At 43.7% G+C, this 24347-nt stretch carries 27 protein-coding genes; 14 read left to right on the forward strand and 13 right to left on the reverse strand.

Annotated features, from left to right (window positions below):
• Positions 1–2: 2 nt before the first annotated feature.
• A complete protein-coding gene (locus GGE08_RS12775) occupies positions 3–818 on the forward strand; it encodes an energy transducer TonB (protein WP_179385277.1) in 816 nt (271 codons plus the stop codon).
• Positions 819–967: 149 nt separating this feature from the next.
• Here the strand turns inward: GGE08_RS12775 and GGE08_RS12780 are convergent, their stop codons facing one another.
• The gene (locus GGE08_RS12780) at positions 968–1171 is read right to left on the reverse strand and encodes a hypothetical protein (RefSeq protein WP_179385278.1); all 204 of its coding nucleotides are present in this window, start codon (positions 1169–1171) and stop codon (positions 968–970) included.
• A gap of 111 nt (positions 1172–1282) precedes the next feature.
• Between GGE08_RS12780 and GGE08_RS12785 the strand changes: the two genes are divergently transcribed.
• Together GGE08_RS12785 and GGE08_RS12790 are read left to right on the forward strand one after the other, a co-directional pair.
• On the forward strand, positions 1283–1501 hold the full coding sequence (locus tag GGE08_RS12785) for a helix-turn-helix domain-containing protein (RefSeq protein WP_257024029.1): 219 nt from the start codon (positions 1283–1285) through the stop codon (positions 1499–1501).
• 16 nt (positions 1502–1517) lie between these two features.
• Complete coding sequence (locus GGE08_RS12790) at positions 1518–1943, forward strand: Dabb family protein (protein ID WP_179385279.1); 426 nt, start codon at positions 1518–1520, stop codon at positions 1941–1943.
• Positions 1944–2118: 175 nt separating this feature from the next.
• Here GGE08_RS12790 and GGE08_RS12795 read toward each other — a convergent pair whose 3' ends face one another.
• The gene (locus tag GGE08_RS12795; protein WP_127141205.1) at positions 2119–2415 is read right to left on the reverse strand and encodes an isoamylase early set domain-containing protein; all 297 of its coding nucleotides are present in this window, start codon (positions 2413–2415) and stop codon (positions 2119–2121) included.
• A gap of 141 nt (positions 2416–2556) precedes the next feature.
• Positions 2557–3651 carry an aminotransferase class V-fold PLP-dependent enzyme gene (locus tag GGE08_RS12800; protein ID WP_179385280.1) on the reverse strand — a complete coding sequence of 365 codons (1095 nt, stop codon included), beginning with the start codon at positions 3649–3651 and terminating at the stop codon, positions 2557–2559.
• 54 nt (positions 3652–3705) lie between these two features.
• Between GGE08_RS12800 and GGE08_RS12805 the strand changes: the two genes are divergently transcribed.
• Both GGE08_RS12805 and GGE08_RS12810 read left to right on the forward strand, forming a co-directional pair.
• Positions 3706–4098 carry a 2TM domain-containing protein gene (locus tag GGE08_RS12805; protein WP_179385281.1) on the forward strand — a complete coding sequence of 131 codons (393 nt, stop codon included), beginning with the start codon at positions 3706–3708 and terminating at the stop codon, positions 4096–4098.
• Positions 4095–4586 carry a dihydrofolate reductase gene (locus tag GGE08_RS12810; RefSeq protein WP_179385282.1) on the forward strand — a complete coding sequence of 164 codons (492 nt, stop codon included), beginning with the start codon at positions 4095–4097 and terminating at the stop codon, positions 4584–4586. The genes GGE08_RS12805 and GGE08_RS12810 overlap by 4 nt, the downstream gene beginning before the upstream one ends.
• A 44-nt stretch (positions 4587–4630) precedes the next feature.
• Here the strand turns inward: GGE08_RS12810 and murI are convergent, their stop codons facing one another.
• The 8 genes from murI to GGE08_RS12850 all read right to left on the reverse strand — a co-directional run bounded on the left by murI (position 4631) and on the right by GGE08_RS12850 (position 12684).
• Positions 4631–5410 (reverse strand): glutamate racemase, encoded by a 780-nt coding sequence (murI, locus tag GGE08_RS12815; protein ID WP_179385283.1) that lies wholly within the window; start codon positions 5408–5410, stop codon positions 4631–4633.
• Between the two features lie 82 nt (positions 5411–5492).
• Positions 5493–6002, reverse strand: coding sequence for an OmpH family outer membrane protein (locus GGE08_RS12820; RefSeq protein WP_127141210.1), 510 nt, complete (start codon positions 6000–6002; stop codon positions 5493–5495).
• 49 nt (positions 6003–6051) lie between these two features.
• Positions 6052–6873 (reverse strand): OmpH family outer membrane protein, encoded by an 822-nt coding sequence (locus GGE08_RS12825; RefSeq protein ID WP_179385284.1) that lies wholly within the window; start codon positions 6871–6873, stop codon positions 6052–6054.
• A gap of 97 nt (positions 6874–6970) precedes the next feature.
• Positions 6971–9634 (reverse strand): outer membrane protein assembly factor BamA, encoded by a 2664-nt coding sequence (gene bamA, locus GGE08_RS12830; protein ID WP_179385285.1) that lies wholly within the window; start codon positions 9632–9634, stop codon positions 6971–6973.
• Positions 9606–10346 carry an isoprenyl transferase gene (locus tag GGE08_RS12835; RefSeq protein ID WP_179385286.1) on the reverse strand — a complete coding sequence of 247 codons (741 nt, stop codon included), beginning with the start codon at positions 10344–10346 and terminating at the stop codon, positions 9606–9608. Before GGE08_RS12835 ends, bamA begins: the two co-directional genes overlap by 29 nt.
• A 1-nt stretch (position 10347) precedes the next feature.
• Positions 10348–11031 carry a DUF6089 family protein gene (locus GGE08_RS12840; RefSeq protein ID WP_179385287.1) on the reverse strand — a complete coding sequence of 228 codons (684 nt, stop codon included), beginning with the start codon at positions 11029–11031 and terminating at the stop codon, positions 10348–10350.
• A 112-nt stretch (positions 11032–11143) separates the two neighbouring features.
• Positions 11144–12025: an NAD kinase gene (locus tag GGE08_RS12845; protein ID WP_179385288.1), complete on the reverse strand. Its 882-nt coding sequence runs from the start codon at positions 12023–12025 to the stop codon at positions 11144–11146.
• 2 nt (positions 12026–12027) lie between these two features.
• Positions 12028–12684 carry a CBS domain-containing protein gene (locus GGE08_RS12850; protein WP_179385289.1) on the reverse strand — a complete coding sequence of 219 codons (657 nt, stop codon included), beginning with the start codon at positions 12682–12684 and terminating at the stop codon, positions 12028–12030.
• 86 nt (positions 12685–12770) lie between these two features.
• Here GGE08_RS12850 and GGE08_RS12855 point away from each other — a divergent pair, with 86 nt between their 5' ends.
• From GGE08_RS12855 to clpX, 7 genes are all read left to right on the forward strand, one after another.
• The gene (locus tag GGE08_RS12855) at positions 12771–13487 is read left to right on the forward strand and encodes a pyridoxine 5'-phosphate synthase (RefSeq protein WP_179385290.1); all 717 of its coding nucleotides are present in this window, start codon (positions 12771–12773) and stop codon (positions 13485–13487) included.
• A gap of 46 nt (positions 13488–13533) precedes the next feature.
• Positions 13534–14307, forward strand: coding sequence for an alpha/beta fold hydrolase (locus GGE08_RS12860; RefSeq protein WP_179385291.1), 774 nt, complete (start codon positions 13534–13536; stop codon positions 14305–14307).
• Positions 14308–14442: 135 nt separating this feature from the next.
• The gene (locus GGE08_RS12865; RefSeq protein WP_179385292.1) at positions 14443–15945 is read left to right on the forward strand and encodes a G-D-S-L family lipolytic protein; all 1503 of its coding nucleotides are present in this window, start codon (positions 14443–14445) and stop codon (positions 15943–15945) included.
• 77 nt (positions 15946–16022) lie between these two features.
• Positions 16023–16367, forward strand: coding sequence for a phage holin family protein (locus tag GGE08_RS12870; RefSeq protein WP_179385293.1), 345 nt, complete (start codon positions 16023–16025; stop codon positions 16365–16367).
• Positions 16368–16465: 98 nt separating this feature from the next.
• Positions 16466–17788, forward strand: coding sequence for a trigger factor (gene tig, locus GGE08_RS12875; RefSeq protein ID WP_179385294.1), 1323 nt, complete (start codon positions 16466–16468; stop codon positions 17786–17788).
• A 90-nt stretch (positions 17789–17878) separates the two neighbouring features.
• A complete protein-coding gene (gene clpP, locus GGE08_RS12880; RefSeq protein ID WP_179385295.1) occupies positions 17879–18559 on the forward strand; it encodes an ATP-dependent Clp endopeptidase proteolytic subunit ClpP in 681 nt (226 codons plus the stop codon).
• An 85-nt stretch (positions 18560–18644) separates the two neighbouring features.
• Complete coding sequence (clpX, locus tag GGE08_RS12885) at positions 18645–19880, forward strand: ATP-dependent Clp protease ATP-binding subunit ClpX (protein WP_179385296.1); 1236 nt, start codon at positions 18645–18647, stop codon at positions 19878–19880.
• Here the strand turns inward: clpX and GGE08_RS12890 are convergent.
• Complete coding sequence (locus GGE08_RS12890; protein ID WP_179385297.1) at positions 19877–20416, reverse strand: hypothetical protein; 540 nt, start codon at positions 20414–20416, stop codon at positions 19877–19879. The two genes, clpX and GGE08_RS12890, sit on opposite strands and share 4 nt — an antisense overlap.
• A 172-nt stretch (positions 20417–20588) precedes the next feature.
• Entirely contained in the window at positions 20589–22103 is a 1515-nt protein-coding gene (locus tag GGE08_RS12895; RefSeq protein ID WP_179385298.1) for a GH3 auxin-responsive promoter family protein, read from the reverse strand.
• 97 nt (positions 22104–22200) lie between these two features.
• Between GGE08_RS12895 and GGE08_RS12900 the strand changes: the two genes are divergently transcribed.
• Positions 22201–22995 (forward strand): DUF2797 domain-containing protein, encoded by a 795-nt coding sequence (locus GGE08_RS12900; protein ID WP_179385299.1) that lies wholly within the window; start codon positions 22201–22203, stop codon positions 22993–22995.
• Positions 22996–23017: 22 nt separating this feature from the next.
• Positions 23018–24289 (forward strand): APC family permease, encoded by a 1272-nt coding sequence (locus tag GGE08_RS12905; protein WP_179385300.1) that lies wholly within the window; start codon positions 23018–23020, stop codon positions 24287–24289.
• The last annotated feature ends 58 nt before the right edge of the window (positions 24290–24347 follow it).

The following is a 24347-nucleotide window of genomic DNA, read 5'->3' on the forward strand; positions in this document are numbered from 1 at the left end:
CTATGCTCAGAACTATTTTTATCATTTGTACTCTGTTCACATTTGGGAGTGTGTTTCCACAAAGTGATTTTGAGTACTTTCCCCAAGAACAGATACTAATTCCGGCATGCGAGAGCAATTCAAATAAAAGTGAATGCTTTTATGAGTATTTAAAGAATCAAGTGATAGCCTTTATTACCGACAAAAAGAGAGTAAAACAATTCCTTAAATACGATAAAGACACCTTAAAAGTAGGCGCACGCCTGGTATACGGACTCAACAATGACATTATTTCTGAAAAAAGTTTTGTTGCCATTCAGGATAAAAAGCTGGGCAATAAATACAACGAGGACCTCAAAGATGTTTTTTATACCATCGACATAAGTCAAATCCAAAACAGAAAACCACTTGCCTCAATACATGTATTTTCTTTTGATTTCTTGATTGATAAAAATGGTGAAACCATAGCTTACAAGCATATCAAAAATAAAAATGTCTATTCAGGTGGAGAGGTGCATGAGATTCCAAGGTTCCCCGGTTGCGAAGAATTAAGCGAGCAGCAAGCCCGCACCTGTTTTCAAGAAAAAATGCAGAATCATATCAAAGCTAATTTTAATTACCCAAAATTGGCCATGGAAAAAGGCATTTCCGGAACAGTATACATCATTTTTGATATTAATCGGGACGGAAAAATTGAAAATATCAGATTAAATGGGGAATACATTTTAAAGGAAGAAGCTTTGAGAATAATCAAACTACTACCAAACATGTCTCCTGGAATGGTAAATGGAGAGCCTGTAAAAGTTCCTTATTCTATTCCAATGCACTTTCGACTCTAAAACAAATCCTTCCAACATGAAACCCACCTGCTAGTGATAGTCTCATGTGTCATGACCGATACAACTCCCATACTGCCTCAATAACAGAACGAGTGTGAAGCCTGTCTGTCGACCAAGGCAGGATTGCACTACCAGTAGGCTTTAAATCATCATTTTCTAAGCTCCAGGATTACCTTTCTCAGAGCGGTTACCACATTTCGAATATCTTCTTTAGAAAAGGAACATTCTTCTACATAAAAAAGCATTTCGATTCCCATATCCAGCACATTTGCCAATTCGTCGGGTGAAGCATAAGCATCTTCAAATAATTCAGAAAAAACTATTACCGTGGTATTTTTTGCCGCATCTTCCATGGTCATACTAAAATATGACCCTAAAATAGGTGATATTTTTAAATCGTCATATTTTATTATGACGTTTCTTCTGTTTTATCTGGTCAATTTTGCTTTGTTAGGATATCTTCAATGTTGACCAAGCAGGAATTATCAGTTAAAATCGGAAATCGAATCAAACAGCTCAGAAAAGAGAAAAATATTTCTCAAGCTGAGTTGGGCAGGTTATGCGGTCGTGACAAACAGCATATCGAACTCATCGAAAACCACAAAGTTTCCGCAAACACCTATACGCTTTACACGATTGCAATTGCTCTTGAAATTGAGTTTATAGAGCTGTTCAAGTTTTAATTATCAACCATTAGCCATGAAACCCAACATCATCACCCTTTTCGCCGCCCTATTATTCGCCAGTTGTGGCGAAGAGCCGAAAAAAGAAACCACCGAAACACAGGAAATTACCGTGGAAACAAACCAAGAAACTGCTGTACCTCAACTAAGGCATGTGGTACTGTTCAAATTCAATGAGACCTCATCGGCTGAAGAGATAGCCCAGGTAGAAGCTGCCTTCGATGCATTGCCGTCCAAGATATCAGAAATCAAAGGTTACGAAAAAGGCCTCAACAACAGCCCTGAAAACCTGAACAAGGAACTTACCCATTGCTTCCTGTTGACGTTTGAAAGTGAAAAGGACCGAGATACCTACCTTACCCATCCGGACCATGTGGCATTTACTGAACTTGCCGGCCCACACATTGCCGATGTGCTAGTGGTGGATTACTGGGCGAAGTGATTGTTTTGGTACATCATACCGAAATAACTTACCTCTTCGCAAGATAAGTTTCAGCCTATCGCCAGATGACATCGAGATTCATGAGATCCTGAAACAAGTTCAGGGTGACGCGGAGAACTGTTGAAAAAAAGAACCGCCATCAGCTTTGGGGCAAACCAATGGCGGATACTGTGTTTTAGACCTCTAGAACGGCGTTCTCGGCTCCGGCATAATCGTTCCATTGGAAACGATCGGCCTCACCATCGTTCTCATAAGCACCGTCGATCAAATATCTGAACTCGTAGCTGTTCTCAACGGGCAGTTCGAACGTTCCTTTAAAGGTGCCGTTCTTTAATTTCTTCAAAGTGCTCTTTTTAGGGTTCCATTTGTTGAAATCCCCGACTACTGCAACTGTTTTTGCCTCATCTGCAGGAACGGTAAATGTTACTTTGCAAACAGGCTTACTTTTTAGGTATTGTTTCTTAATTGCCATGGTACCAAAAATTTTAATTCCGGTACAAAGCAATGCATAAAACCATTTATTTACAATTAGTTACAATCGATTTATCAATTTGATAAAATCCAGCTAACCCGATGATTACTTTTATCAAATTAGCTATTGGTTTTTTGCCGATTACGAGGTTGATGTCCAACGTTTTAAAAGTGTTGCCACAACATCTATTTCCTCCACGGTATTGTAAAAATGAAAGCTTAGCCGGATGCCATCGCCCCGAAGTGAGGCCACCACATTTTCATTGGTCAATTTTTGGAACAGCTGCTCATCGCCCTTGACACTAAAAATGGTGCTATGTTGCTTGCGTTTGACCACAGCAGGCTCCAAAAGGTCGAGTTCGGAGAACGCCTGCAACGCATGCCGGGACAGCTTTTGTAATTGCGCCTGTACATTTTCCTGACCAATTTCGTCCAAAAAGGTAACGGCGAATTCCAAACTTCCGAAATTTAGGGAATCCAAATGGCCGGGCTCCATGTATTTGCAGAAGGTGATACTGTTTCGCTTGGAGGCATCGTTGTCCACAGAACCGTTCCCAATACCGCGCAATTCAAACTGGTCCATCACCGCCTCCTTCACCAAATAGAATCCATTGCCATAGCCGGCCAACATCCATTTGTAGGCACTCGCACCCAGAATATCGATTCCGGAATCCTCAAAATCGAAGGGTTCCATGCCACAGAATTGGGTGCCATCGGCAATGATGATCAAATTGGGAAACTCCTTTTTCAGGTTTTTTAAAAATTCAAGATCTATCCGTACCCCATTAACCCATTGCACCAAACTGAGCGCCAAAACGTCGAAATTACCGCTCTTCACCTTGGTGTGGATATTTTCTTCCATATGCTCGTCGGCATCTACATAATCCCGCTCAAAATTCCGTGTCTCAAAGGGCCAGTTGACGCTTGGGTAATCTTTATTGACCAACAGGACCTTTTTGTCCTTCGGCAAGCCTTCAAGCAGTAGATTGAACCCTAAACTAAAGTTGGGAACCAAGGCCACGTTCTCGGGTTTGCAATTAAAAAATCTACCTACAGTCTTTTTAATTTCTGGCATATGTGCAAACCCTTTGTTTTTCATTTCGCTGCCGCCAATCAGGAAATCCAAGTCGTGCCCCTGTCGCCATTCCATGAGGTCTTCGCTCAAAAGACCTGCCGAGGCAGTATTGGCATAAACGCATTGGTTGAGCACGGGGAATTTTTTTCTAAGGTTCTGCATGTCGGGAATTTTGTCTGTAATTCGGTTATCTTTGTTCATAAAGATAGCCATTCCATGTTGTCATTTGGTAAAAAGAAGAAATCGGAAATAGATTTGGAGCAGCACGAGCTTTTGGAGCATGCGCACCAACGCATCAAACAAAAGAAAAGGCTGTTTTCCCATTTTGTCATCTTTTTGATCGGTAGCATTTTCCTGATTCTGGCCAACAAGGTCTTCAAGTACGGGGAGTCCTATGATTGGTCCATTTGGATCGTGCTTTTCTGGGCGTTCCTGTTTGCCCTGCACGCCTTTAATGTGTTTGTGACCAGCAAGTTTATGGGACAACAATGGGAGCGCGAGCAACGCGAGCGCTTGGTCGACCTTCAGAAAAAACGCATCGGTGAGATCCAAAAGGAAATAGAAACGGACTTTCCGCTTTCCAAAATCAATAAAAAAAAAGATCAGTGAGGAGATTGGTCATTATTGCGGCCGCGGCCGAAAACAATGCCTTGGGCAAGGACAACGAGCTGGTCTGGCATTTACCGGACGATTTCAAACGATTTAAAACGATCACCTCGGGGCATAAAATCATTATGGGCAGAAAAACCCTGGAGAGTTTCCCAAAGCCACTGCCCAACCGCACGCACATTGCCATTACCCGTGATGAGGACTATCAACCCAAATTTCCATGCACCATAGTACATTCCTTGGCGGATGCCATTGCTTTGGTAGACGATAATGAAACTGCTTTTATTATTGGTGGAGGGGAAATCTATAAACAATCCATGGACCGCGCTACGGATATTGAACTGACAAGGGTGCACGGATCGTTCGAAGCTGATGCTTTTTTCCCCGAAATCGATACGGACCAATGGGAACTGGTGAAAGAGGAACATCATCCAAAGGATGATAGGCACCAATACAGTTTTACTTATCTCACCTATAAAAGGAAATAAGCTTCTGGATTCCCATTTTTAGAAGGGGTGAAGGTTTCATCCGACTAAAAATCAAGATAGGAAACCTTTGCGGAGGGCGTATTTACAAGTGTTTTTAGGACTTCGGTATCAGCATTGCTGTAAAAGAGGTGCTCGGGCGAATCCTCCGTGTTGGAAAGTAAGCTGTTTTGCTCCAAAATGGCCTTGGTCTGCCGTGCCACCGCTTCTCCGGAATCGATGATATTGATGTGTTCTGGCAGTATCTCCTTCAACACCGGTATCAAATAGGGATAGTGGGTGCACCCCAACACCAAACAATCGATATCCTGATCGAGCATGGGCCGTAGAAACTCGAGGAGGAGGGTTCTCATTTCCTGTGATTCGATTTTACCGGCCTCAATGAGTTCCACCAATCCTTTTCCTTCCTTCTCCAATACCGTAATCCCTTCGGCAAAGAGTTTGGAAGTGTTATGGAACAGACTACTGGAAAGGGTGCCTTTGGTGGCCAACACTCCTACTTTTTTGGTTTTGGTTTGCAATGCAGCCGGTTTAATGGCAGGTTCTATACCGATAAAAGGGACGTTGTAATGGGAGCGTAAGTAATCAATGGCGTTGGTGGTGGCGGTGTTGCAGGCCACTACAATGATCTTACAGTTTCTTTTGAGCAAGTACTCGGTATTTTTGATACTAAGCCTTACAATCTCTTCCTTCGACTTTTCGCCATAAGGGGCATTGGCACTATCGGCCAAATAAATGGTGCTCTCGTGGGGCAACATTTTGGCGACCTCCTTCCAAATAGAGGTACCTCCCACTCCAGAATCAAAAATGCCTATTGGATTTTCCATGCCTAAAAATAGGTGCTTCACTTTTTACGGCATAAAAAAACCGCTTTTAAAAAGCGGTTTTTTATTTTATGTCCTTTCTCAATTAGAAACCTAGTTCCTGCTTTACTGCTGGCAAAAGGTCTTTTCCTTTGGAAACTAGAAGTCCCAATCCTGGGCTGGCGTCGATTACGTAGTCGTAACCTTGTGCAGCAGCTACTTTTTCGATGGCCGCTTTTGCCTTTTCAGAGATGGGAGCAAAGAGTTCCTGCTGCTTTTTTTGCATTTCCTGCATGGCAGCTTGCTCTGCTTCCTGAATGTTTTGCTCAAAACCTTGAAGCTCTACCGCTCTTTGCTCGTTTTCTTCCCTTGTTTTGGAAGTAGCTTCGTTTTGGTATTGGGTATACTTGTTTTGAAGCTCGGTCATGGAGCTTTGGATGTCTGCTCTGTAGGTTTCCTGTAATTTCTTCAATTCGGCTTGTGCAGCCTTCATCTCCGGCATTTCAGACAATAGTTGCTGTACATTAATGTGTGCAACCTTGCTCTGTGCATTTACAAAACCCGTAGCCGCTACAAACAATACGAGGGCTACCGCAATTCTTTTTACATTTTTCATGATTCTCAACGTTACTTTTTTGACTTTAAATTTAGTGTTTCAATATAAACTATCCTATTGAATCCTTTTGTTGTTCCTGCGCTTTTTTTCGTTCTTCCAATTTTTCCTTCCTCTTGGCCTCACGCTCTTCCAAAAGTTTTCTTCTTCGTTCTTCGTATGCTTTTTTACGCTCTTCGCGCTCTTGCAGCTTTTGGGCCCTTGTTGCCTCCGCAGCTTTCTCCCTTTCTTCGAGGGCTTCGGCAGCCTGTTCCTGGCGTTCCCTAAGGGCGTCGCTTATCTCGTCTTCCTCTTCTTGGAACTGCTCCAATCGATTTTGCTGCTCTTGTTTTTTATTGGAGGCACTTATTTTTCTGGCGCGTCCTATCTCCCTTAAAACCAAGTCACTAATATCGTGCCTTTTTTCGGAGTACAACATTACAACATCTGCGGATTTATCAAAAATAAAATCGTATCTTTTATGGGCTCCGATTTTTTGTACTTCATTGAACACTTGGTCCTGTATGGGCTGTATCAAAAGCTGCTTTTGCAGCACCAAATCCCCTTGCGGCCCAAATCGGTCTTGTTGATAATCGAGCATTTCCTTTTCCAATAACTGGATTTCCTCTTCTCGCTCCAAAATTAGCTCGTCCGTCAACAGCACCTTTTCGGCCATCAAATCTTTCTTCATCTGCTCAACAACACTTTGCTTTAGCTCTATTTCCTGCTTCCACTTTTGTGCTTTGGCATTCAATTGTTCGGTAGCGTCCCTGTACTCTTCCACATTTTCGAGGATATATTCCATATCCACATATCCGATACGGACACCACGCTGGGCGAACCCGTAAAGGGAAGTCATTAGAACTACTGCTGATAAAAGAACTTTGGTATTCATCTTTGATTCCGCGTTTGTTATAGAAAATATCGTGCCAAAATTACTAATTAATTAGAAATAAGCTATTTAACAATAAGCCCAGCACATTTTCCATGTATTAAAACTGCTGCCCGATGATGAAGTGCGTTTGCCAGCCGCTTGGTCCAACCGATCCTGGTCGGGCATCGGTATCGAAGCCATAACCAAAATCAATCCCCAAGAGTCCGAATGCCGGCATAAAAATACGTAGCCCCACTCCGGCAGATCTTTTTAATTCAAACGGATTATAGTTGCTAAAATTGTTGAAGGCGTTACCTGCTTCCAAAAATGACAGTGCGTAAATGGATGCCGATGGTTTCAATGTTAGCGGATAGCGAAGTTCCAAAGAGTATTTGTTGTAAATGGTACCCCCTTCCTGTTCCAATCGATTGGTAATCGGGTTGGTGATATATGGGGTAAGGGATTGGTTATCGTAACCCCTTAACTGTACTACATCCCTACCGTCCAAGGTAAAGTTTCCGAGACCATCTCCCCCTACGTAAAAACGCTCGAAGGGTACATCTCCAATATCCTGGTTATAGGCACCTAAGAAACCGAACTCGGCATTGGTGCGCAACACCAGTTTACCCACAATAGAAGTATACCAATCTCCTCTAAATTTGATTTTGTAGTACTCCAGTAGTTTAAATCTTTCTTCTTCCAACAACTCCAAGTTGTCCCGAAGCCTGTTCAATTCCAATTGCTCTTCTGTATTGGCTGGTTCACCAATTTCTCTGATTCTTCGATTGACCTCGTCCACATCATCCCTTAAGGCTGCAAAATCTTTTCCGCCGAACAATGAGTAGGGTGGTGTAAACTTCGCCGTCAATTCAAAGTTGGAACCTGAGGTTGGGAAAATTCTACTGGGCCCTTGCGAACTTCTTGACAAACCGAAGGTATAGGTCAAGGCATTGGAACTTCCGTTACCAAAATTGAAAAGTCCACTGGCAAAATCGTTAAAATCGTACAATTGGTAGCTCACAGAGTGCGATAGCGTAAAGAAATCGTCAGGCCATTGTACCCGTTTTGCCAAACCGGCGGTGATTCCTGTAATGGCAAATCCCCTGGACTTGTCAATATCGAATCTACCATTTGGATTGAACTGGGTGGCAAATTGTTGTGTACGTGACAGTGAGAAATTGAACCTAACGGGTTTTTTTCCTCCCAACCAGGGTTCAGAGAAATTCAAACTGTACACGCGGAATGTCCTACTGGCCTGCAGTCGCAAAGCGAAAGTTTGACCATCACCCATGGGAACCGGCTTATAGGCTTCTTTATTAAAGATATTTTTGATAGAAAAGTTATTGAAGGAAAGCCCCAGAGTTCCAATGAAACCACCGCCCCCAAAACCTCCTTGGAGCTCGATTTGACTAGATCCTGCTTCCACCAAGCTATAATTGATATCCACAGTACCTTCATTTGGGTTGGGGTTTTGGATGTCCGGTACAATTTGCTCGGCATCAAAGAATCCCAATTGGCCCAATTCGCGAATGGTCCTTACAATATTGGATTTGCTATATTTTTGACCGGGACGCGTCCTGATTTCCCTGTAAATCACATGGTCGTTGGTCTTATCGTTCCCAGAAACGGTCACATGGTCCAAAAATGTTTCTTTACCTTCAATGATACGTATTTCAAAATCAATGGTGTCATTCACCGCAGAAACCTCAACCGGGTTAATGGTCGAAAATAAGTATCCATTGTTTTGGTAAAGGTTGGTGAGATCCACCGCATCTGGATCGGAATCGTCGGCAATGCGTTCCTTGAGCAAAACACCATTATAGGTATCCCCTTTTTTGATACCGAGTACTTGACTCAACTGTCTATCAGTATAAACGGAGTTCCCCACAAAGTCGATATCCCCGAAATAATACTTATCACCTTCCTCTACTTCAATGGTAAGCTCAATGTTTTTGTCATCCAGCTTTACAAAGGTATCCGAAAGCACCCGTGCATCCCGGTAGCCACGTTCGGCATAGGTATCGACCAAGTTATCCAAATCCTCCTCAAAGTCCGCCGCAATGTATTTGGATTTCTTCCAGAAACGGTAAAACTTCTTCTTCTTGGTGTTCTTCAGTGATTTTCTCAAGCGTTTGTTGGACAGTTTTTCGTTGCCCACAAAGTTGATTTTCCTTATTTTGACCTTATCGCCCTTGCTCACATTGATGACCATGTTCTCCACATTGGTTCCCGAGGTATCGACAGAAGTGGCGATGTTCACTTTAGCATTAAGGTATCCCTGCTTTTTATATTTATTCTGAAGGTAGTTCTTGGTGTTGGCAATTAAGCTCTCGGTGATTTTTTTCCCTTTTTTCAGATCAGTGTCTTCGATAATATCCTCTACTTTACGCTTTTTGACGCCGTATACGGTCACGCTGTTCAAAGTGGGTCGCTCAGTAATGTTCAGTTCCAGAAAGATGCGATCGTCCTCGATCTTGGTATAGTACATTTCCACATTGCTGAAGAGGTCCAGGTTCCACAACTTTTTGATCACTGCACTGATTTCATCGCCGGGCACCTTGATGGGCTGCCCTACACGAAGACCGGTATAGCTCTTTACCGTTTGCTCGTTGTAGCTCTGCAGTCCGGTAACCGTTAGCCCCCCCAGAATGTATTGCTTGCCGTTCTCGAAGTCGGTTTCTTGGGCAATACCCTGAAATGTGAATAAGAATAAGGGGATAAAAAGGGCCGAAAGTATGTAGTTTGTGATACCCTTAGTTAAGTTGTTCGCTCGTTTTTCCAAATCGTCGTTCTCTATTTTGGTAACTTAGTATGGCCTCTACCAAATGGTTTTCTCTAAAATCGGGCCAAAATACATCAATAAAATATAATTCGGCGTATGCAATCTGCCAAAGTAAAAAATTACTTATCCTACATTCGCCACTGGTGCGTATAAGTAGGTCTACATCAGGCAAAAAGTGCGCGTAAAGATGTGTATTTATTACTGTTTCATCAATATTTTCGGGGGAAATTATGTTATTTTTAACTTTGGTCGCAATCTCTTGAACCGCTGTTTTTATCTCTTCCCGTGAGCCATAGCTCAGTGCGAGGGTGAGCGTCATCCCCGAATTGTTTTCGGTTTTCTGCATCACCTCGGTGAGTTCTTTGTGCACCTTAGAGGGCAATGTTTCTATTTTCCCTATGGCACGTAATCGAATATTATGCTTGTTCAAGGTCTTGAGTTCCCTTTTAAGGGCGTTGACCAAGAGTTTCATCAAGGTATCGATTTCGGTTTTGGGACGGTTCCAGTTTTCGGTGGAAAAAGCATAAAGGGTCAAAAAAGGAATCTGGAGCTTGGCACAACTTTCCACGGTCTGGTTAACGGACTCCACGCCGTTCTCATGGCCGAACATACGGATCTTGCCCCTTTGTTTGGCCCATCTTCCATTACCATCCATAATGATGGCCACGTGCTGCGGCAGTCTTTCTTTGTCTACGTCCTCTAGTGTGTGCATCTTATTGAAAACAATCCTGGCAGGGCTTACGTCCAAAGGTATAGGTCAATGTTATACCTGTAAAAACGTACCAGTCGTCGCTCAATATATTCCCGAATCGGAATTGCTCAAAATTGGAACCTTCTGGGTTGCTTGCGTCCAAATTGTCCGTGAACGTATACCTGGCCCCAATTTCGGCACCAAGAATCAAGAATTGATTTAAACGATACTTAGCCCCAACCGTCATTGGAATTGCAAAACTACCTTCTTTTTGGTTAATATCCTGCATTTGAAGGGCATCAATATAATTAAAATCGTATCTGAAGTAGGTAATACCGGTGTACAAGTAAGGTGTGAAGGCAGGTCCGAGCTTATGGAGGTTGTATTCCACAAAGTTGATTTCCAATCCTGCGGAGAACTCCAAAATGGAATTATCCACCCTATACCCTCTTTGTTGGCGCGATGGCATGTGCGATTTGGAATCGTCGGCAGTGACCTCTCCGTAGAGCACACTTGCGCGCCATGCATAGCGTTTTCCTTTGTTCCATTTAAAGATACCGCCAAAAGCTGGCCCCGAGGGCAGAATATAATTGGTCCTTCCCACATCGCCTATCATGTTGGCGCCTCCGGCAAATACCCCTATTTCGTAGGTTTGTGCACTCACCTTGATCACACAGCATAGAAAAACAGCCAAAACTATCCGCATACTATCCAAAAAGTTACTAGAGTTTAGAGTAAAGGAAGGTCAATAGATTCGTAATTAAATTTGTTCTCCTTTGTAAAACAGCTTTTCGCCCCTTTTATTGTTTGCCGGACCATCAATTGCGGCGATCTTCGCCCCAAAGTAATTTGTTCCGCAAGGTTTTAAGGAAACTTTCCGATTTATACTCTATCATTTTTATGGTGAAATCCGCTTTTTTGATTCGGATTTCCTTCCCGTTGGGGATATCGGCAATTCGGGAATCCAAGGACACCAAATGGGTCTTTTCCCTTCCCGAGACCTTCAACCGGATTTGGGTATTGTCCGAAATGACCAAAGGACGGGCATTGAGATTGTGGGGCGCAATGGGCGTCAACACCAACGACTGTGCCGTGGGAGCGATTACGGGACCACCGCAGCTCAATGAATACCCTGTGGAGCCTGTTGGCGTGGAGACGATAAGCCCATCGGACCAATAGGAGGTCAAATATTCATCGTCCAACCAAGTTTCCACCGTAATCATGGAGGTCGTATCCTTTCGGCTTACCGTGATCTCGTTCAAGGCGAAATTAAGCCCGTTGAATTCATTAAGGTCCGTGTTGAGTTCCACCTCCACCAAAGTACGCTCCTCAATGGTGTAATGCCCCGCTTCAAACTCGGTCACCAATTTGCGGACATTGGCTTTTTTAAAGGTGGACAAAAATCCCAAGCGGCCGGTATTGACCCCTACAATGGGAATACCGTAGTCCTTTATATAGGTTACCGCCCGAAGCATGGTACCATCACCGCCAAAACTCACGAACATATCGAACGAAGGGTCCAATCCTTCGGATTGCGTAAAGGTCCCCTTCACTTCCTCTTTGAGGATATTGCCCACAAGTTTGTTGAAATTCTCTTCAACATAAATGGAGGCACTGGACTTTTTCAGCTCATCCAAAAGCTCTTCTACGCACTGCTGGTCCTCAGGTTGAAAGGACTGTCCATAAATGGCTACCTTCATTACTAAACGTTAAGATATTTCTCTAGATAGTCGGAACGCTGCTTCAAATCTTCCATAAATTGATCATCGCTGTTCCCGAATACAATGGTGTAGTTGTACCGCCTAAAGGTTTGGGCCACCTCATTCAAGCTCTGGGTGCCCACTTTTAAGGTGATTTCGACGATATCGTTTTGAGAGTCTGTGATAAACGCGCCTAACAAACGGGCATTGTTGCCCTCTACAATTTGCGCTATCTCACTGAAAGAATAGTCCTTGATTCCTATGGAAACGACCAAAATGGCCCCCGGTTCCTTAAAAAACGGGGTGTCGATAAATACATCGACCACATCCTCCAAATCGTAATATCCGGAAATCAATTGATCCTCATCCAAAACAGGCAGAATATTGGCCTCATTACGTGAAAACATTTCCAACACGTCCAACCAAGCGGTTTCCTTGGTCACAAAAAAGTGCTCCAGTTCAAACCTGAAATCGTCTATCTTCTTGTCGGGCTCAAAACAGGCCAGGTCGTTTTCCGACAGCAAACCCAAAAAGATTCCGTTTTCCGTAACTCCAACATGGGAATAGGTGGTCTCCTCAAAAAAGGCAATGACATCCTTTAAGGTTTCCCCGATCTCAAAAATCGGGACTGTGTTGATTATTCTGTCTTGAATCTGCATAACCGTTGTATTAGGTGCAAAATACTAATTTAAAATGGCAAAAGGCATGCCGAATTCTTATTTTTGACCATCTAAAAGAGAACTACATGACAAAGTTGAGCGTCAACATAAATAAACTGGCTACTTTAAGGAACTCAAGGGGCGGCAATGTCCCCAATCTGATTACTTCCACCAAGGATATAGAATCGTTTGGAGCTCAGGGCATCACTGTTCATCCACGACCGGACGAACGCCATATTCGCTACCAAGATGCACGAGATTTGAAGGAGGTGGTCACTACGGAATTCAATATTGAAGGAAATCCCATTCCCAAATTTATTGATTTGGTGCTCGAGGTAAAGCCCACACAAGTCACCTTAGTGCCCGATGCCGAAGACGCCATCACTTCCAATGCGGGTTGGGACACCATAAAGCACAAAGAATTTTTGGTTGATGTTATCCAAACCTTCAAATCAAATGGCATTCGGACCTCCATTTTTGTGGACCCCGACGAAAAAATGGTGGAGGCTGCCGCAGCCACCGGAACGGACCGAGTAGAACTTTACACCGAAAGCTTTGCCCACGAATTTGCCAAAGGCAACAAGGAAAATGGCATAGCACCTTTTGTAAAGGCAGCCGAGATGGCGCATAAGGTAGGTCTGGGACTCAATGCGGGGCACGACCTCAATTTGGACAACATTCAGTTCTTCAAGCACCACATTCCACATTTGTTGGAGGTTTCCATTGGGCATGCCTTAATCTGCGAATCCATTTATCTGGGCTTGGAAAATGTCATCAATATGTATTTGCACCGACTGAAATAAGAGAACTACCCAAACACGCATCGGTTCAAACACAAAAAAATACTACATGAGCGAACTATTACATTCAAACATACTAGGAGAGGGACAGCCATTGCTTATTCTACATGGTTTTTTGGGCATGTCCGACAATTGGAAAACCTTGGGCACCCAATATTCCGAAAATGGCTTTGAGGTGCATTTGATTGACCAACGAAACCATGGGAAAAGCTTTCACTCGGACGAGTTCAATTATGATGTATTAAGTGATGATGTTGTACATTACATGGACCAACACAACATCCCATCGGCCTACATACTAGGGCATTCCATGGGAGGTAAAACGGCCATGCAGCTTGCCACTTCGCATCCGGATAGGGTAAAAAAACTGATTGTAGCCGATATTGCCCCAAAATTCTACCCACCACATCACGACTTCATCTTTAACGGACTCTCCCATTTGAATTTTGACAAAATTTCCGATCGCAGGGAGGCGGATGATGAACTATCGAAACATATCAAGGAAAAGGGCATACGGCAATTTCTCCTCAAAAACCTGTATTGGGTGGAAAAAGATAGGCTTGGTTTTCGTTTCAATTTTGAAGTCCTCAAAGACCGAATGGAGGAAATCGGCGAGAACATATCTGGTAGCGCAGTATACGATGGCCCTGCCCTATTTTTGCGAGGTGATCGCTCCGAATATATCCAACCAAACGACTTTGCCGAGGTCAAAAGGCACTTTCCAAAAGCAACCATTGAAACCATAGACAAAGCGGGGCATTGGCTGCATGCAGAAAACCCCAAGCAGTTTTACGAAAAGAGTTTTACTTTTCTGAATTCCTAAAATCCACCCGTTTTTATTATGCATGCATAATTTTTTCATTCATTTAATTGTCTGAATGACAAATTTGATATAGATTTGGTTAATTCTGGTTCTTACCAAAAATTAACATAAACTAACTGTAACAGATTTTTTGATATGAAAAAGTTTTATGCCTTTCTCCCATTTCTAGGCTTATTCTTGATAGCATGTGAAGAGGACACCGTAGTGCCAGAACCGGCTGGTCCCGATCCAGTGGAATACACCTCAGGAACTGCGGATTTCTCCAACTACGTAGCCATAGGAAACTCCCTCACAGCTGGATTCTCGGACAACGCCCTATTTATTGACGGCCAAACAGCATCCTTTCCCAATATGCTAGCCTCCAATTTTGCCTTGGCAGGCGGTGGAAGCTTTGAAATTCCATTTATGGCCGACAACCTAGGAGGAATGACGCTAGGTGGTAATCAAGTGGCAGGAAACAGATTGATTTTATCCTTTTTGGGTGCAAGCCCAAGCCCTGTGCCCGTTGAAGGCCAAGGCTCCACTGAAATTTCAAACAAACTATCCGGCTCATACAATAATATGGGAGTGCCAGGTGCAAAAAGCTACGAACTGCTCGCACCAGGATACGGTAGTGTATCAGGCGTAGCCATGGGAACTGCAAATCCATACTTCGCTCGATTTTCTTCCTCTGAAACCGCCACTGTAATCGGTGATGCGGCAGCTCAAGGAGCTACCTTTTTTACCCTTTGGGCAGGAGCTAATGACATTTTGATTTATGCCACTGGCGGAGGAACTGGTGTGGACCAAGCTGGAAACCTTGATCCAAGCACCTATTCCCGAAACGATATTACCGACCCCAACGTATTTGCAGGATCACTGGACGCCATGCTTCAGGCCATGACAGCTAATGGTGCAGGCGGTGCCATCGCCAATTTACCGGATGTAACCGACATTCCATACTTTACCACAGTGCCACACAATCCCATTCCTTTAGATGCTGCAACCGCAGCCTTTTTGAACAGCGCGGAAGCTTATGGCGCATACAATGCAGGTTTGGCTCAATTGCAACAATTGAACCTGATCACACAAGAGGAACTGGAAAAAAGAACGATCACCTTTGCCGCTGGTGAAGGAAACGCTGTAGTGATTATCGATGAGGATTTAACGGACTTGACAGCATTCAACCCAGCATTGATCAATATGAGACAAGCGACCGAAGAAGACCTTATGGTCCTTACCTCAAGAAGTTTTATCGGAACCTTGGCCGATCCCAACAATCCAACCTCCATCAATGGTGTGGCAGTACCCTTGGCAGACCAGTGGGTATTGACGCCAGAGGAACAAGCTACCGTAGAAACCGCTTTAAATGCATACAATCAGACCATAGCCGGTTTGGCCGCTGCATACGATTTGGCCTTTGTGGATGCCAATGCACTTTTAAACCAACTTAAAACCGACGGCTTCCAACAAGCGGATGGAAGCGTAGTGGATGCCACTTTTGCAACGGGAGGAGGATTCTCATTGGACGGCGTACACCCTGCACCACGCGGGTATGCCATTATCGCCAATGCGTTTATTGAAGCGATCAATACCAAGTACAATTCGAACTTGCCCGGTGTTAATCCATTGGACTACACTGGACTTTATATTGACTAAACAAACATAATTTTCTTTATCTTAAAGGCACCGTAAAGCACGGTGCCTTTTTTATTGCAACAACCTAAAACAAACCTATGAAACTCATTTTACGCCTTTTGTTAAACGCCTTGGCCGTAGTCATACTCAGTTATGTATTGCCCGGGGTCGGAGTGGATTCCATGTTCACCGCCATTATTGTTGCCGTGGTGCTCAGCCTCCTCAATTTTTTGGTAAAGCCCATATTGGTCATCCTCACCTTGCCCATCACCATACTTACCCTAGGGCTCTTTCTTTTGGTTATCAACGCCATTATCATTTTGCTAACGGCCAATCTTATCGATGGCTTTCAGGTAGTGAGCTTCTGGTGGGCGGTCATCTTTAGCCTTTTGCTAGCCGTTTTGCAGGCAATTTTGCATTCGATTTTAAAAGAAGACCAATAGAATTCGTACAGTTTGAAAGTCAGTGGTTTAAAAACTTGGCAGCAACACAAAAAAGAGTTACTTTTGCATCCCATTTTTAGAAAGCAAATAGGTAGGAAATGAATATAACCAAAGAGCAGATTGACGATCTTAATGCAGTAGTAAAGGTTGCCATAAGCAAAGAAGACTATCAGGACAAAGTAGAAAAAATCCTAAAGGATTATAGAAAACAGGCCAACATACCTGGCTTCAGAAAAGGACAGGTTCCCATGGGTCTCATCAAAAAGCAATACGGCAAAGCTGTTTTGGTGGACGAAGTGAACAAATTGCTACAAGACAATCTGAACAAATATCTCACAGAGGAAAAATTGGATGTTTTGGGCAATCCCCTGCCCAAGCAACAGGATAATTTTGATTGGGACAAGGACAATTTGGATTTTGAATTCGAATTGGGGTTGGCACCCAGTTTCGAGGTCAATCTTAAGACCAAAAAACCAGTGGTCCAATACAAGATCGTAGCCGACAAAAAAATGATCGAGGAGCAAGTAGAGCGCATCCAAAAGCAATACGGTAAGTTGATCTCCAAAACAGAGGTGGGCAAAAACGATGAAATCACCGGCTTCTTTGCCAATGAGGAAGCGGAAATTGACCACAAGACCACTATCGAAATGGGCAAAATCAAAAGCAAAAAAGCCATTGATGCCCTCACCGGTAAAAAAGTAGGAGATACTATAACACTTTCCACAAAAGGACTTTTTAAGGAAGACTACCTATTATCCAGCGCATTGGGCATTGCCCGTGACAAGGCAGATGGCCTAAAAGTGGATGTTAGCTTTACCATCGAAGAAATCAACGAGAGGGAACCAGCAGCCTTGAACCAAGAACTTTTTGATAAATTGTTCGGTGAAGGCAAGGTAACCTCAGAAAAAGAATTGAAGGACAAGATCAAAGAGGATTCCGAAAAACAATTTGAGCAGCAGTCCGATCAAAAATTGTTGAACGACATTACGGAAAAACTCATCGAGGAAACCAAGTTTGACCTTCCCGCAGAATTTTTGAAGAAATGGATCCAGATCAGTGGCGAAAACCCATTGACAGAGGACGAGGCCAAAGAGGAGTTTGAAAAATCCGAACAAGGACTTCGTTACCAATTGATCGAAGGAAAAATCATTCAAGAAAACGAGCTTCAGGTACAGTTTGACGAATTGAAGGAATTTGCCAAAGGATTCATCAAATCCCAAATGGCACAATACGGCCACATGGACCCGAAAGAAGAGGAATTGGAGAGCGTGGCAGCAAGGGTCATGAGCAACCAAGACGAGGTAAAACGTCTTTCGGAGCAGTTGATGAGCCAAAAGCTTTTGGACCTTTATAAGGAAAAGGCCAACCTAAAGGTGAAGGAAGTCTCTTATGACGACTTCATCAAGGAAGCATACAGCTAAGGCTTCGCTAAAAGAAAATTAAGTATCTTTACGGTGCCGGAAAGCCAGTTTTTCGGCACCTTTTTTTTAAGATAAATCGAATCAAATCCTATGGATTACGGAAAAGAATTCAAAAAATACGCTACCCAACATCATGGTATCAACAGCATGTACTATGATAAGCTCTTGAGCACCATGTATCCCATGAACATGACGCCCAACATCATTGAAGAGCGACAGTTGAACGCCGTGGCAATGGACGTTTTCTCCAGATTGATGATGGACCGCATCATTTTTATGGGCACAGGAATCAACGATCAGGTGGCTAATATTGTCCAGGCGCAGTTGCTTTTCTTGGAAAGCGCCGATGCCTCCAAGGACATTCAAATCTACATCAACTCCCCAGGTGGAAGCGTGTATGCCGGTTTGGGCATTTACGATACCATGCAGTTCATCAAACCCGACGTCGCCACCATTTGTACAGGTATTGCCGCCTCGATGGCCGCTGTGCTTTTATGTGCAGGACAGGAAGGAAAGCGAAGCGGACTGCCCCATTCCAGGGTCATGATCCATCAGCCACTTTCCGGGGCCCAAGGCCAGGCAAGCGATATTGAAATTGCGGCACAAGAGGTGCTTAAAATCAAAAATGAGCTTTACGAGATCATTTCCAAGCACTCAGGACAGTCGTTTGACAAAGTGTACGAAGACAGTGACCGTGATTACTGGATGAAGGCACCAGAGGCCAAGGAATATGGCATGATCGACGAAATATTGGTCAGGGAAAAGTCATAAGTAAAACCAATTGATTAAAAAACAACCACTTAAGGCAGAACAAATCCATTTTTTTTGCGTTATTGTTGGTTGAAGATTAGAATATATGGCAAAAGAAAACTTGGAATGTTCTTTTTGTGGTAGAAAAAAGCCGGAAACCAATTTATTGATTGCCGGCCTTGATGCGCATATTTGCGATAGATGCATAGAACAGGCCCATAGCATTGTAGCCGAAGAGTCCAAACAATCCAAAAACCAAGATCTCTCCTCCGAACTGGTCTTAAAAAAACCTATCGAGATACACGATTTCTTGGACACCTTTGTGATTGGACAGGAACGAACCAAAAAAGTAATGTCCGTAGCGGTGTACAACCACTACAAGCGATTATTGCAGCCCAAGGGCAAGGAAGAGGATATCGAAATCCAAAAGAGCAACATCATCATGGTTGGACAGACCGGTACAGGGAAGACCCTTATCGCCAAGACCATCGCCAAGATGCTGAACGTTCCCTTGGCCATTGTGGATGCGACCGTTTTGACCGAGGCCGGTTACGTGGGTGAAGATGTGGAAAGTATTCTTACCCGACTGTTGCAGGCCGCGGATTACAATTTAGAGAAGGCGGAGCGTGGTATCGTTTTCATTGATGAGATCGATAAGATTGCACGAAAGAGCGACAACCCTTCCATTACCCGGGATGTATCCGGAGAAGGGGTACAGCAAGGTTTATTGAAGCTTTTGGAAGGTACTACGGTAAATGTGCCACCAAAAGGAGGGCGTAAGCACCCGGACCAAAAATTCATTGAAGTCAATACCGAGAATATCCTTTTCGTGGCTGGGGGTGCCTTTGATGGCATCGAGCGCATCATCACCAAACGCTTGAACATGCAAGCCGTGGGCTACAGCGCTTCCAAAGCCGAGGAAAATCTCGACCAAGAAAATATCCTGCAATACATTATCCCGAAGGACTTGAAAGAGTTCGGTCTTATCCCTGAAATCATAGGGAGGTTGCCCGTACTGACCCATATGAATCCTTTGGATGCCAAAACATTGCGCGCCATTTTAACGGAGCCCAAGAACGCCATCATCAAACAGTACGAAAAGTTGTTTGCCATGGACGATATCGAGTTTTCGATAACGGACCAAGCACTGGACTACATTGTGGAAAAAGCGGTGGAATACAAATTGGGAGCCCGAGGATTGCGCTCGCTGTGCGAAGCCATCTTTACCGACGCCATGTTCACCCTGCCCAGCAGCGATGAAACAGAGTTCAAAGTGACCAAGGGATATGCCGAGAAAAAACTCTCTTACGAAACCGTGAAAAAACTAAAAGCAGTCTCCTAGACTGCTTTTTTTGTTACTTTTTCCAACAACTCCAAACAAACGTCGGAGATTATTTTTTCATCAGAATACAGATGATGCCCAAAATTAGGGATTACATTGATGTCCGCCCCAACAGCATCCATCCAATCTTCATCTGGCCTAAACTCATCGCGTTCTCCAAATATTAAATTCAAATCCGTATTGGGCTTCTCATTCTCAAACCTGATTCTGGTAGAAGAAATAGCTGTTAAGGATTTTACAGGCAAACCTTTCAATGCAGCTTTGTAAGCAATGTTTCCTCCCATACTAAATGCCAGGTAATGCGCGGGCGTCTTTTCCTTGCGCAATAAATTTCTAACGGCAGTATCTATACCCCCATCAACAAATGCCCTGTGCACATTCTCTTCCGAAGAAATGACCACATCGATGTTGCCCAACTGTTGGCAATCGTAAAATTCAATGTTGTAATACTGTTGCAGGTAGCCAAAATAAGAAGTAATCCAGAGGCCCTTCTTAGCGCCCCACATGTCCGAAATAATAACAAGTTTTTCTGCCATGATTCTAATGGTTTTGTGTTTACAAATTGATTTGTTGGTGGGAATTTCATCAAATAACGCAGTAAATCCGCTTTTATTTGTTCAAAAGAAATCTTTCCACGACGAACGGGCCAAATTTACGAAAACGTTTTCGTAAACTGTGGACGAATGTCATTTTTCTTGGATGAGTGACCTATTGCACGTTCATTCGAAGCAACTCTTCGATACAGCCACGCTCATTGGAAAGTCTGGGTATTTTGTGTTGCCCACCCAGTTTGTTGTGCGATTTAAGCCAGTGATGGAAAAGGTTTTCCCTTGCTACATGCACCGTGGGCATCTTTAGGGTAATGTTGTTGTAACGTTTGGCCTCGTAGTCGGAGTTTAGGGCCTTTAGTGCATTGTCCAGCATTTCGGTAAAATACCCCATGTCGGCCGGTGGCTTTCTGAACTCGATGATCCATTCATGGGCACCTTTTTCCTTATCGGTCATAAAAATAGGTGCTGCGGTGTAATCCATAATTTCCGCTTCGGTTTTAAGACACACCTGCTTTAAGGCTTCCTCTGCATTTTCAATGATCAGTTCTTCACCAAATACGTTGATATGGTGCTTGGTCCGTCCCGTGATTTTGATACGATACGGATTTTTGGAAGTGAACCGAATGGTATCGCCAATTTTATAACGCCACAATCCGGCGTTGGTGGTAATCACCATGGCATAATTGACCCCCAGCTCTACCTCCCATAATGGAATGGCCTGGTCTCCTTCGCCTGTGGGGCCCATGGGGATGAATTCATAAAAAATACCATAGTCCAACATCAACAATAATTCATCTGAATTGTTCTGGTCCTGAATCCCGAAAAACCCTTCTGAGGCATTGTAAGTCTCATAAAAGTTGAACCTTTTGCGGGGCAACAACTTTTTGTATTGGTTCTTGTAGGGCGTAAAACTCACCCCTCCATGAAAGTATACTTCCAAGTTTTCCCAAACTTCAAAAAGATGGTTTTTCCCTGTTTTTTCAAGTACTTGATTCAAAAGCACCAACATCCAAGAAGGCACTCCTGCCAAACTGGTCACGTTCTCCCGTATGCTTTCCTCTATGATCGCCTCCAATTTGGTTTCCCATTCGGTCATTAACGAGACCTTGTTGCTGGGAGTACTGCTGTATTCGGCCCAAAGCGGCATATTATCGATTAAGATTGCCGAAAGGTCACCAAAGAAAGTCCCATTATCCTCGTACAGTTCCTTGCTCCCGCCCAGACGTAGACTTTTGCCGGTAAACAATTGGGAATTCTCATTGTTGTTCAAATACAGGCAAAGTAAATCCTTGCTGGATTTGTAATGACAGTCCTCCAACGCTTCGGTACTTACCGGGATAAACTTGCTCTTTGCATTGGTGGTACCGCTGCTCTTCGCAAACCACTTAATGGAGGTAGGCCAAAACAGGTTCTGCTCTCCCCTACGCGTGCGTTCGATGAGCGGAGCAATATCCTCGTAGGTCACAATAGGCACCCTATTCCTGAACTCTTCATATTTGGGGAGGTCTTGGAAACCATACTGCTTACCGATCATGGTGTCTTTGGAAAAATCCAGCAACTGCCGCAAAACCTCATCCTGAACATCCAATGGATACTTTAAAAAAAGCTCTATTTGGTGGTAGCGCTTCCGTAATAGCCAAGAAGCAATGGAATTGAATAATGGTATTGGCATTTTAGGTATCTTTAACCAAAGAAACAAGGTTGGTACAACCGCTAAAATAGCTTTTCTAACATAGATTTTCAAATAAGATAAACACATTCATTTTACTATGCTATACGAGGGAGTCTTGCGAAAGATGCGAACGGAAATAGGAAGCCCGATCCAATATTTTTTGGTCTTTGAGAACGACTTTATCAACATGAACCAAGGGCTCGATAGGGAGCTGCAGATCGATTTCATCAAATTCCAATGTTTGAACTGTGGGGAGGACCGACCTATCTATCGACAAGGATTCTGCAAGTCGTGCTTTTTTGAAACGCCCCGAGCCGGGGATTGGATCATGAAACCCGAACTGAGCAAGGCCCACTTGGGCGAAGAAGACCGTGACCTTGAGTACGAGAAAAAAATGCAGCTTCAGCCGCACATTGTGTATTTGGCCAACTCGAGTAGCATTAAAGTGGGGGTGACCCGTAAATCGCAGGTACCCACTCGCTGGATAGACCAAGGTGCGCACGAAGCTATCGAAATTTTAGAGGTTCCCAATCGATACTTGGCCGGAATTACCGAGGTGGCACTCAAAGACCATGTGAGCGACAAGACGAGCTGGAGAAAGATGTTGCAAAACGACATTGAGGATGTAGACCTAGTGGAATGGCGCAACAAACTCAAGTCCAGTATTCCCGATGAGGCCATAGATTACTTTTTGAACGACAGGGAAGAAACCCATATGGAATTTCCTGTACTAAAATATCCCGAAAAGGTAAATAGCCTTAATTTGGACAAAACCCCAAGCTATAAAGGTGTGCTCAAAGGGATTAAAGGGCAGTACCTCATCTTTGAGGACAATACGGTTTTTAATGTACGGGGAAGTGAAGGATACTACGTGGGGATAGATTTTAAATAAAACTGGATCATAACCAGAGAAAATGAGCCAAAAAATCAAACTAACCGAAGCGATTTCCATTGGAATAGGCGGCATGGTGGGTGGTGGAATTTTTGCGGTTTTGGGTTTGGCTGTGGATTTGTCCAAAGGCGGCACCCCCTTGGCCTTTCTCTTCGCTGGGATTTTATCCCTAATCACATCCTATAGTTATGTAAAGCTTTCCAAAAAATATGCGGACAGGGGCGGAACGGTAAAGTTTATCACCCAAGGTTTTGGGAAGACTATATTCAGTGGGGGCATTAACAACCTTTTATGGGTAAGCTATATCATTATGCTCTCGCTTTATGCATCGGCATTTGGATCTTATGCGCCAAATCTGCTCCCCATCACGGGAGGCGAACTGGATTTCCACCTTTACGCCAGTGGTATCATCCTATTGGCGGCCATTATCAATTATTACAGCATTAAGGTTGTTGGCATGATTGAATCCTACGCAGTTATCATTAAACTGGTGATTCTTATTGCCTTCATCGGCATTGGACTGTACGGTTTAATAGGAAACCCCAATCTGGAACAATTGTCTCCTGAAAATTGGGAAGCACCATTGCAGCTACTTACTGGGGGCATGGTCATATTTGTGGCCTATGAAGGTTTTGAATTGATTGCCAACTCTGCCCCCGACATTGAAAACCCGGATAAAAATATTCCACGAGCTTATTATATCGCAATTATTTTTGTGGTATTACTCTATATCATTATTGCAGTGGTCACAGTAGGTTCGCTGCCTTTTGATCAAATCAAAACGGCCGAGGACTATGTTTTGGCAGAAGCTGCCAAGCCTATGCTGGGGCAGACCGGATTCACCATCATTACCATTGCCGCCATGATTTCCACCTTCTCTGCAATCAACGCCTCAATCTATGGAGGAAGTCGGGTGAGTTATGAAATTGCCGAGGAAGATGAGCTCCCACATCAATTCACCTACCAACTTTGGAACCAACCCATTGGATTATTGATTACCGCAGGTCTTACCTTGTTGCTCACAAACACCTTAGAATTGGAAAGCATTTCTACTGCGGGGAGCGTTGGTTTTCTTTTGGTATTTGCTATGGTAAACTATGTGGGCTTTAAGCTATCAAAACATACCGCAAGCCGGAAGGGCATCCCATTGACCGGGTTCATCTTATGTCTTATTGCGATGGTTGTCCTGCTTAAACAGCAATTTGAAAGCAACAAAATGGGGGTCATCGTCGCTCTCTCTATCATTGGTGGCTGCTTTTTGATTGAGTATTTCTATAAAATGAACGAGGAATAAAATTTGTTCCAAAACGTATATTTCTGCCAAAACTCGACAAAAAAGCTTATTTTCAGTA

Source organism: Allomuricauda sp. ARW1Y1 (assembly GCF_013407935.1).
Classification (GTDB): Bacteria; Bacteroidota; Bacteroidia; order Flavobacteriales; family Flavobacteriaceae; genus Flagellimonas.

What these genes read in the sequence shown, in the direction of transcription:
- GGE08_RS12860 (WP_179385291.1), top strand. Translation starts at nt 13,534, where the DNA reads ATGAGCGAACTATTACATTCAAACATACTAGGAGAGGGACAGCCATTG.
- GGE08_RS12835 (WP_179385286.1), bottom strand. Translation starts at nt 10,346, where the DNA reads ATGCACACACTAGAGGACGTAGACAAAGAAAGACTGCCGCAGCACGTG.
- GGE08_RS12840 (WP_179385287.1), bottom strand. Translation starts at nt 11,031, where the DNA reads ATGCGGATAGTTTTGGCTGTTTTTCTATGCTGTGTGATCAAGGTGAGT.
- GGE08_RS12825 (WP_179385284.1), bottom strand. Translation starts at nt 6,873, where the DNA reads ATGAATACCAAAGTTCTTTTATCAGCAGTAGTTCTAATGACTTCCCTT.
- GGE08_RS12870 (WP_179385293.1), top strand. Translation starts at nt 16,023, where the DNA reads ATGAAACTCATTTTACGCCTTTTGTTAAACGCCTTGGCCGTAGTCATA.
- tig (WP_179385294.1), top strand. Translation starts at nt 16,466, where the DNA reads ATGAATATAACCAAAGAGCAGATTGACGATCTTAATGCAGTAGTAAAG.
- murI (WP_179385283.1), bottom strand. Translation starts at nt 5,410, where the DNA reads ATGGAAAATCCAATAGGCATTTTTGATTCTGGAGTGGGAGGTACCTCT.
- GGE08_RS12890 (WP_179385297.1), bottom strand. Translation starts at nt 20,416, where the DNA reads ATGGCAGAAAAACTTGTTATTATTTCGGACATGTGGGGCGCTAAGAAG.
- GGE08_RS12850 (WP_179385289.1), bottom strand. Translation starts at nt 12,684, where the DNA reads ATGCAGATTCAAGACAGAATAATCAACACAGTCCCGATTTTTGAGATC.
- GGE08_RS12800 (WP_179385280.1), bottom strand. Translation starts at nt 3,651, where the DNA reads ATGCAGAACCTTAGAAAAAAATTCCCCGTGCTCAACCAATGCGTTTAT.
- GGE08_RS12780 (WP_179385278.1), bottom strand. Translation starts at nt 1,171, where the DNA reads ATGGAAGATGCGGCAAAAAATACCACGGTAATAGTTTTTTCTGAATTA.
- GGE08_RS12900 (WP_179385299.1), top strand. Translation starts at nt 22,201, where the DNA reads ATGCTATACGAGGGAGTCTTGCGAAAGATGCGAACGGAAATAGGAAGC.
- GGE08_RS12905 (WP_179385300.1), top strand. Translation starts at nt 23,018, where the DNA reads ATGAGCCAAAAAATCAAACTAACCGAAGCGATTTCCATTGGAATAGGC.
- GGE08_RS12845 (WP_179385288.1), bottom strand. Translation starts at nt 12,025, where the DNA reads ATGAAGGTAGCCATTTATGGACAGTCCTTTCAACCTGAGGACCAGCAG.
- clpX (WP_179385296.1), top strand. Translation starts at nt 18,645, where the DNA reads ATGGCAAAAGAAAACTTGGAATGTTCTTTTTGTGGTAGAAAAAAGCCG.
- GGE08_RS12895 (WP_179385298.1), bottom strand. Translation starts at nt 22,103, where the DNA reads ATGCCAATACCATTATTCAATTCCATTGCTTCTTGGCTATTACGGAAG.
- GGE08_RS12865 (WP_179385292.1), top strand. Translation starts at nt 14,443, where the DNA reads ATGAAAAAGTTTTATGCCTTTCTCCCATTTCTAGGCTTATTCTTGATA.
- GGE08_RS12855 (WP_179385290.1), top strand. Translation starts at nt 12,771, where the DNA reads ATGACAAAGTTGAGCGTCAACATAAATAAACTGGCTACTTTAAGGAAC.
- GGE08_RS12820 (WP_127141210.1), bottom strand. Translation starts at nt 6,002, where the DNA reads ATGAAAAATGTAAAAAGAATTGCGGTAGCCCTCGTATTGTTTGTAGCG.
- GGE08_RS12795 (WP_127141205.1), bottom strand. Translation starts at nt 2,415, where the DNA reads ATGGCAATTAAGAAACAATACCTAAAAAGTAAGCCTGTTTGCAAAGTA.
- clpP (WP_179385295.1), top strand. Translation starts at nt 17,879, where the DNA reads ATGGATTACGGAAAAGAATTCAAAAAATACGCTACCCAACATCATGGT.
- GGE08_RS12785 (WP_257024029.1), top strand. Translation starts at nt 1,283, where the DNA reads ATGTTGACCAAGCAGGAATTATCAGTTAAAATCGGAAATCGAATCAAA.
- GGE08_RS12790 (WP_179385279.1), top strand. Translation starts at nt 1,518, where the DNA reads ATGAAACCCAACATCATCACCCTTTTCGCCGCCCTATTATTCGCCAGT.
- GGE08_RS12775 (WP_179385277.1), top strand. Translation starts at nt 3, where the DNA reads ATGCTCAGAACTATTTTTATCATTTGTACTCTGTTCACATTTGGGAGT.
- GGE08_RS12805 (WP_179385281.1), top strand. Translation starts at nt 3,706, where the DNA reads ATGTTGTCATTTGGTAAAAAGAAGAAATCGGAAATAGATTTGGAGCAG.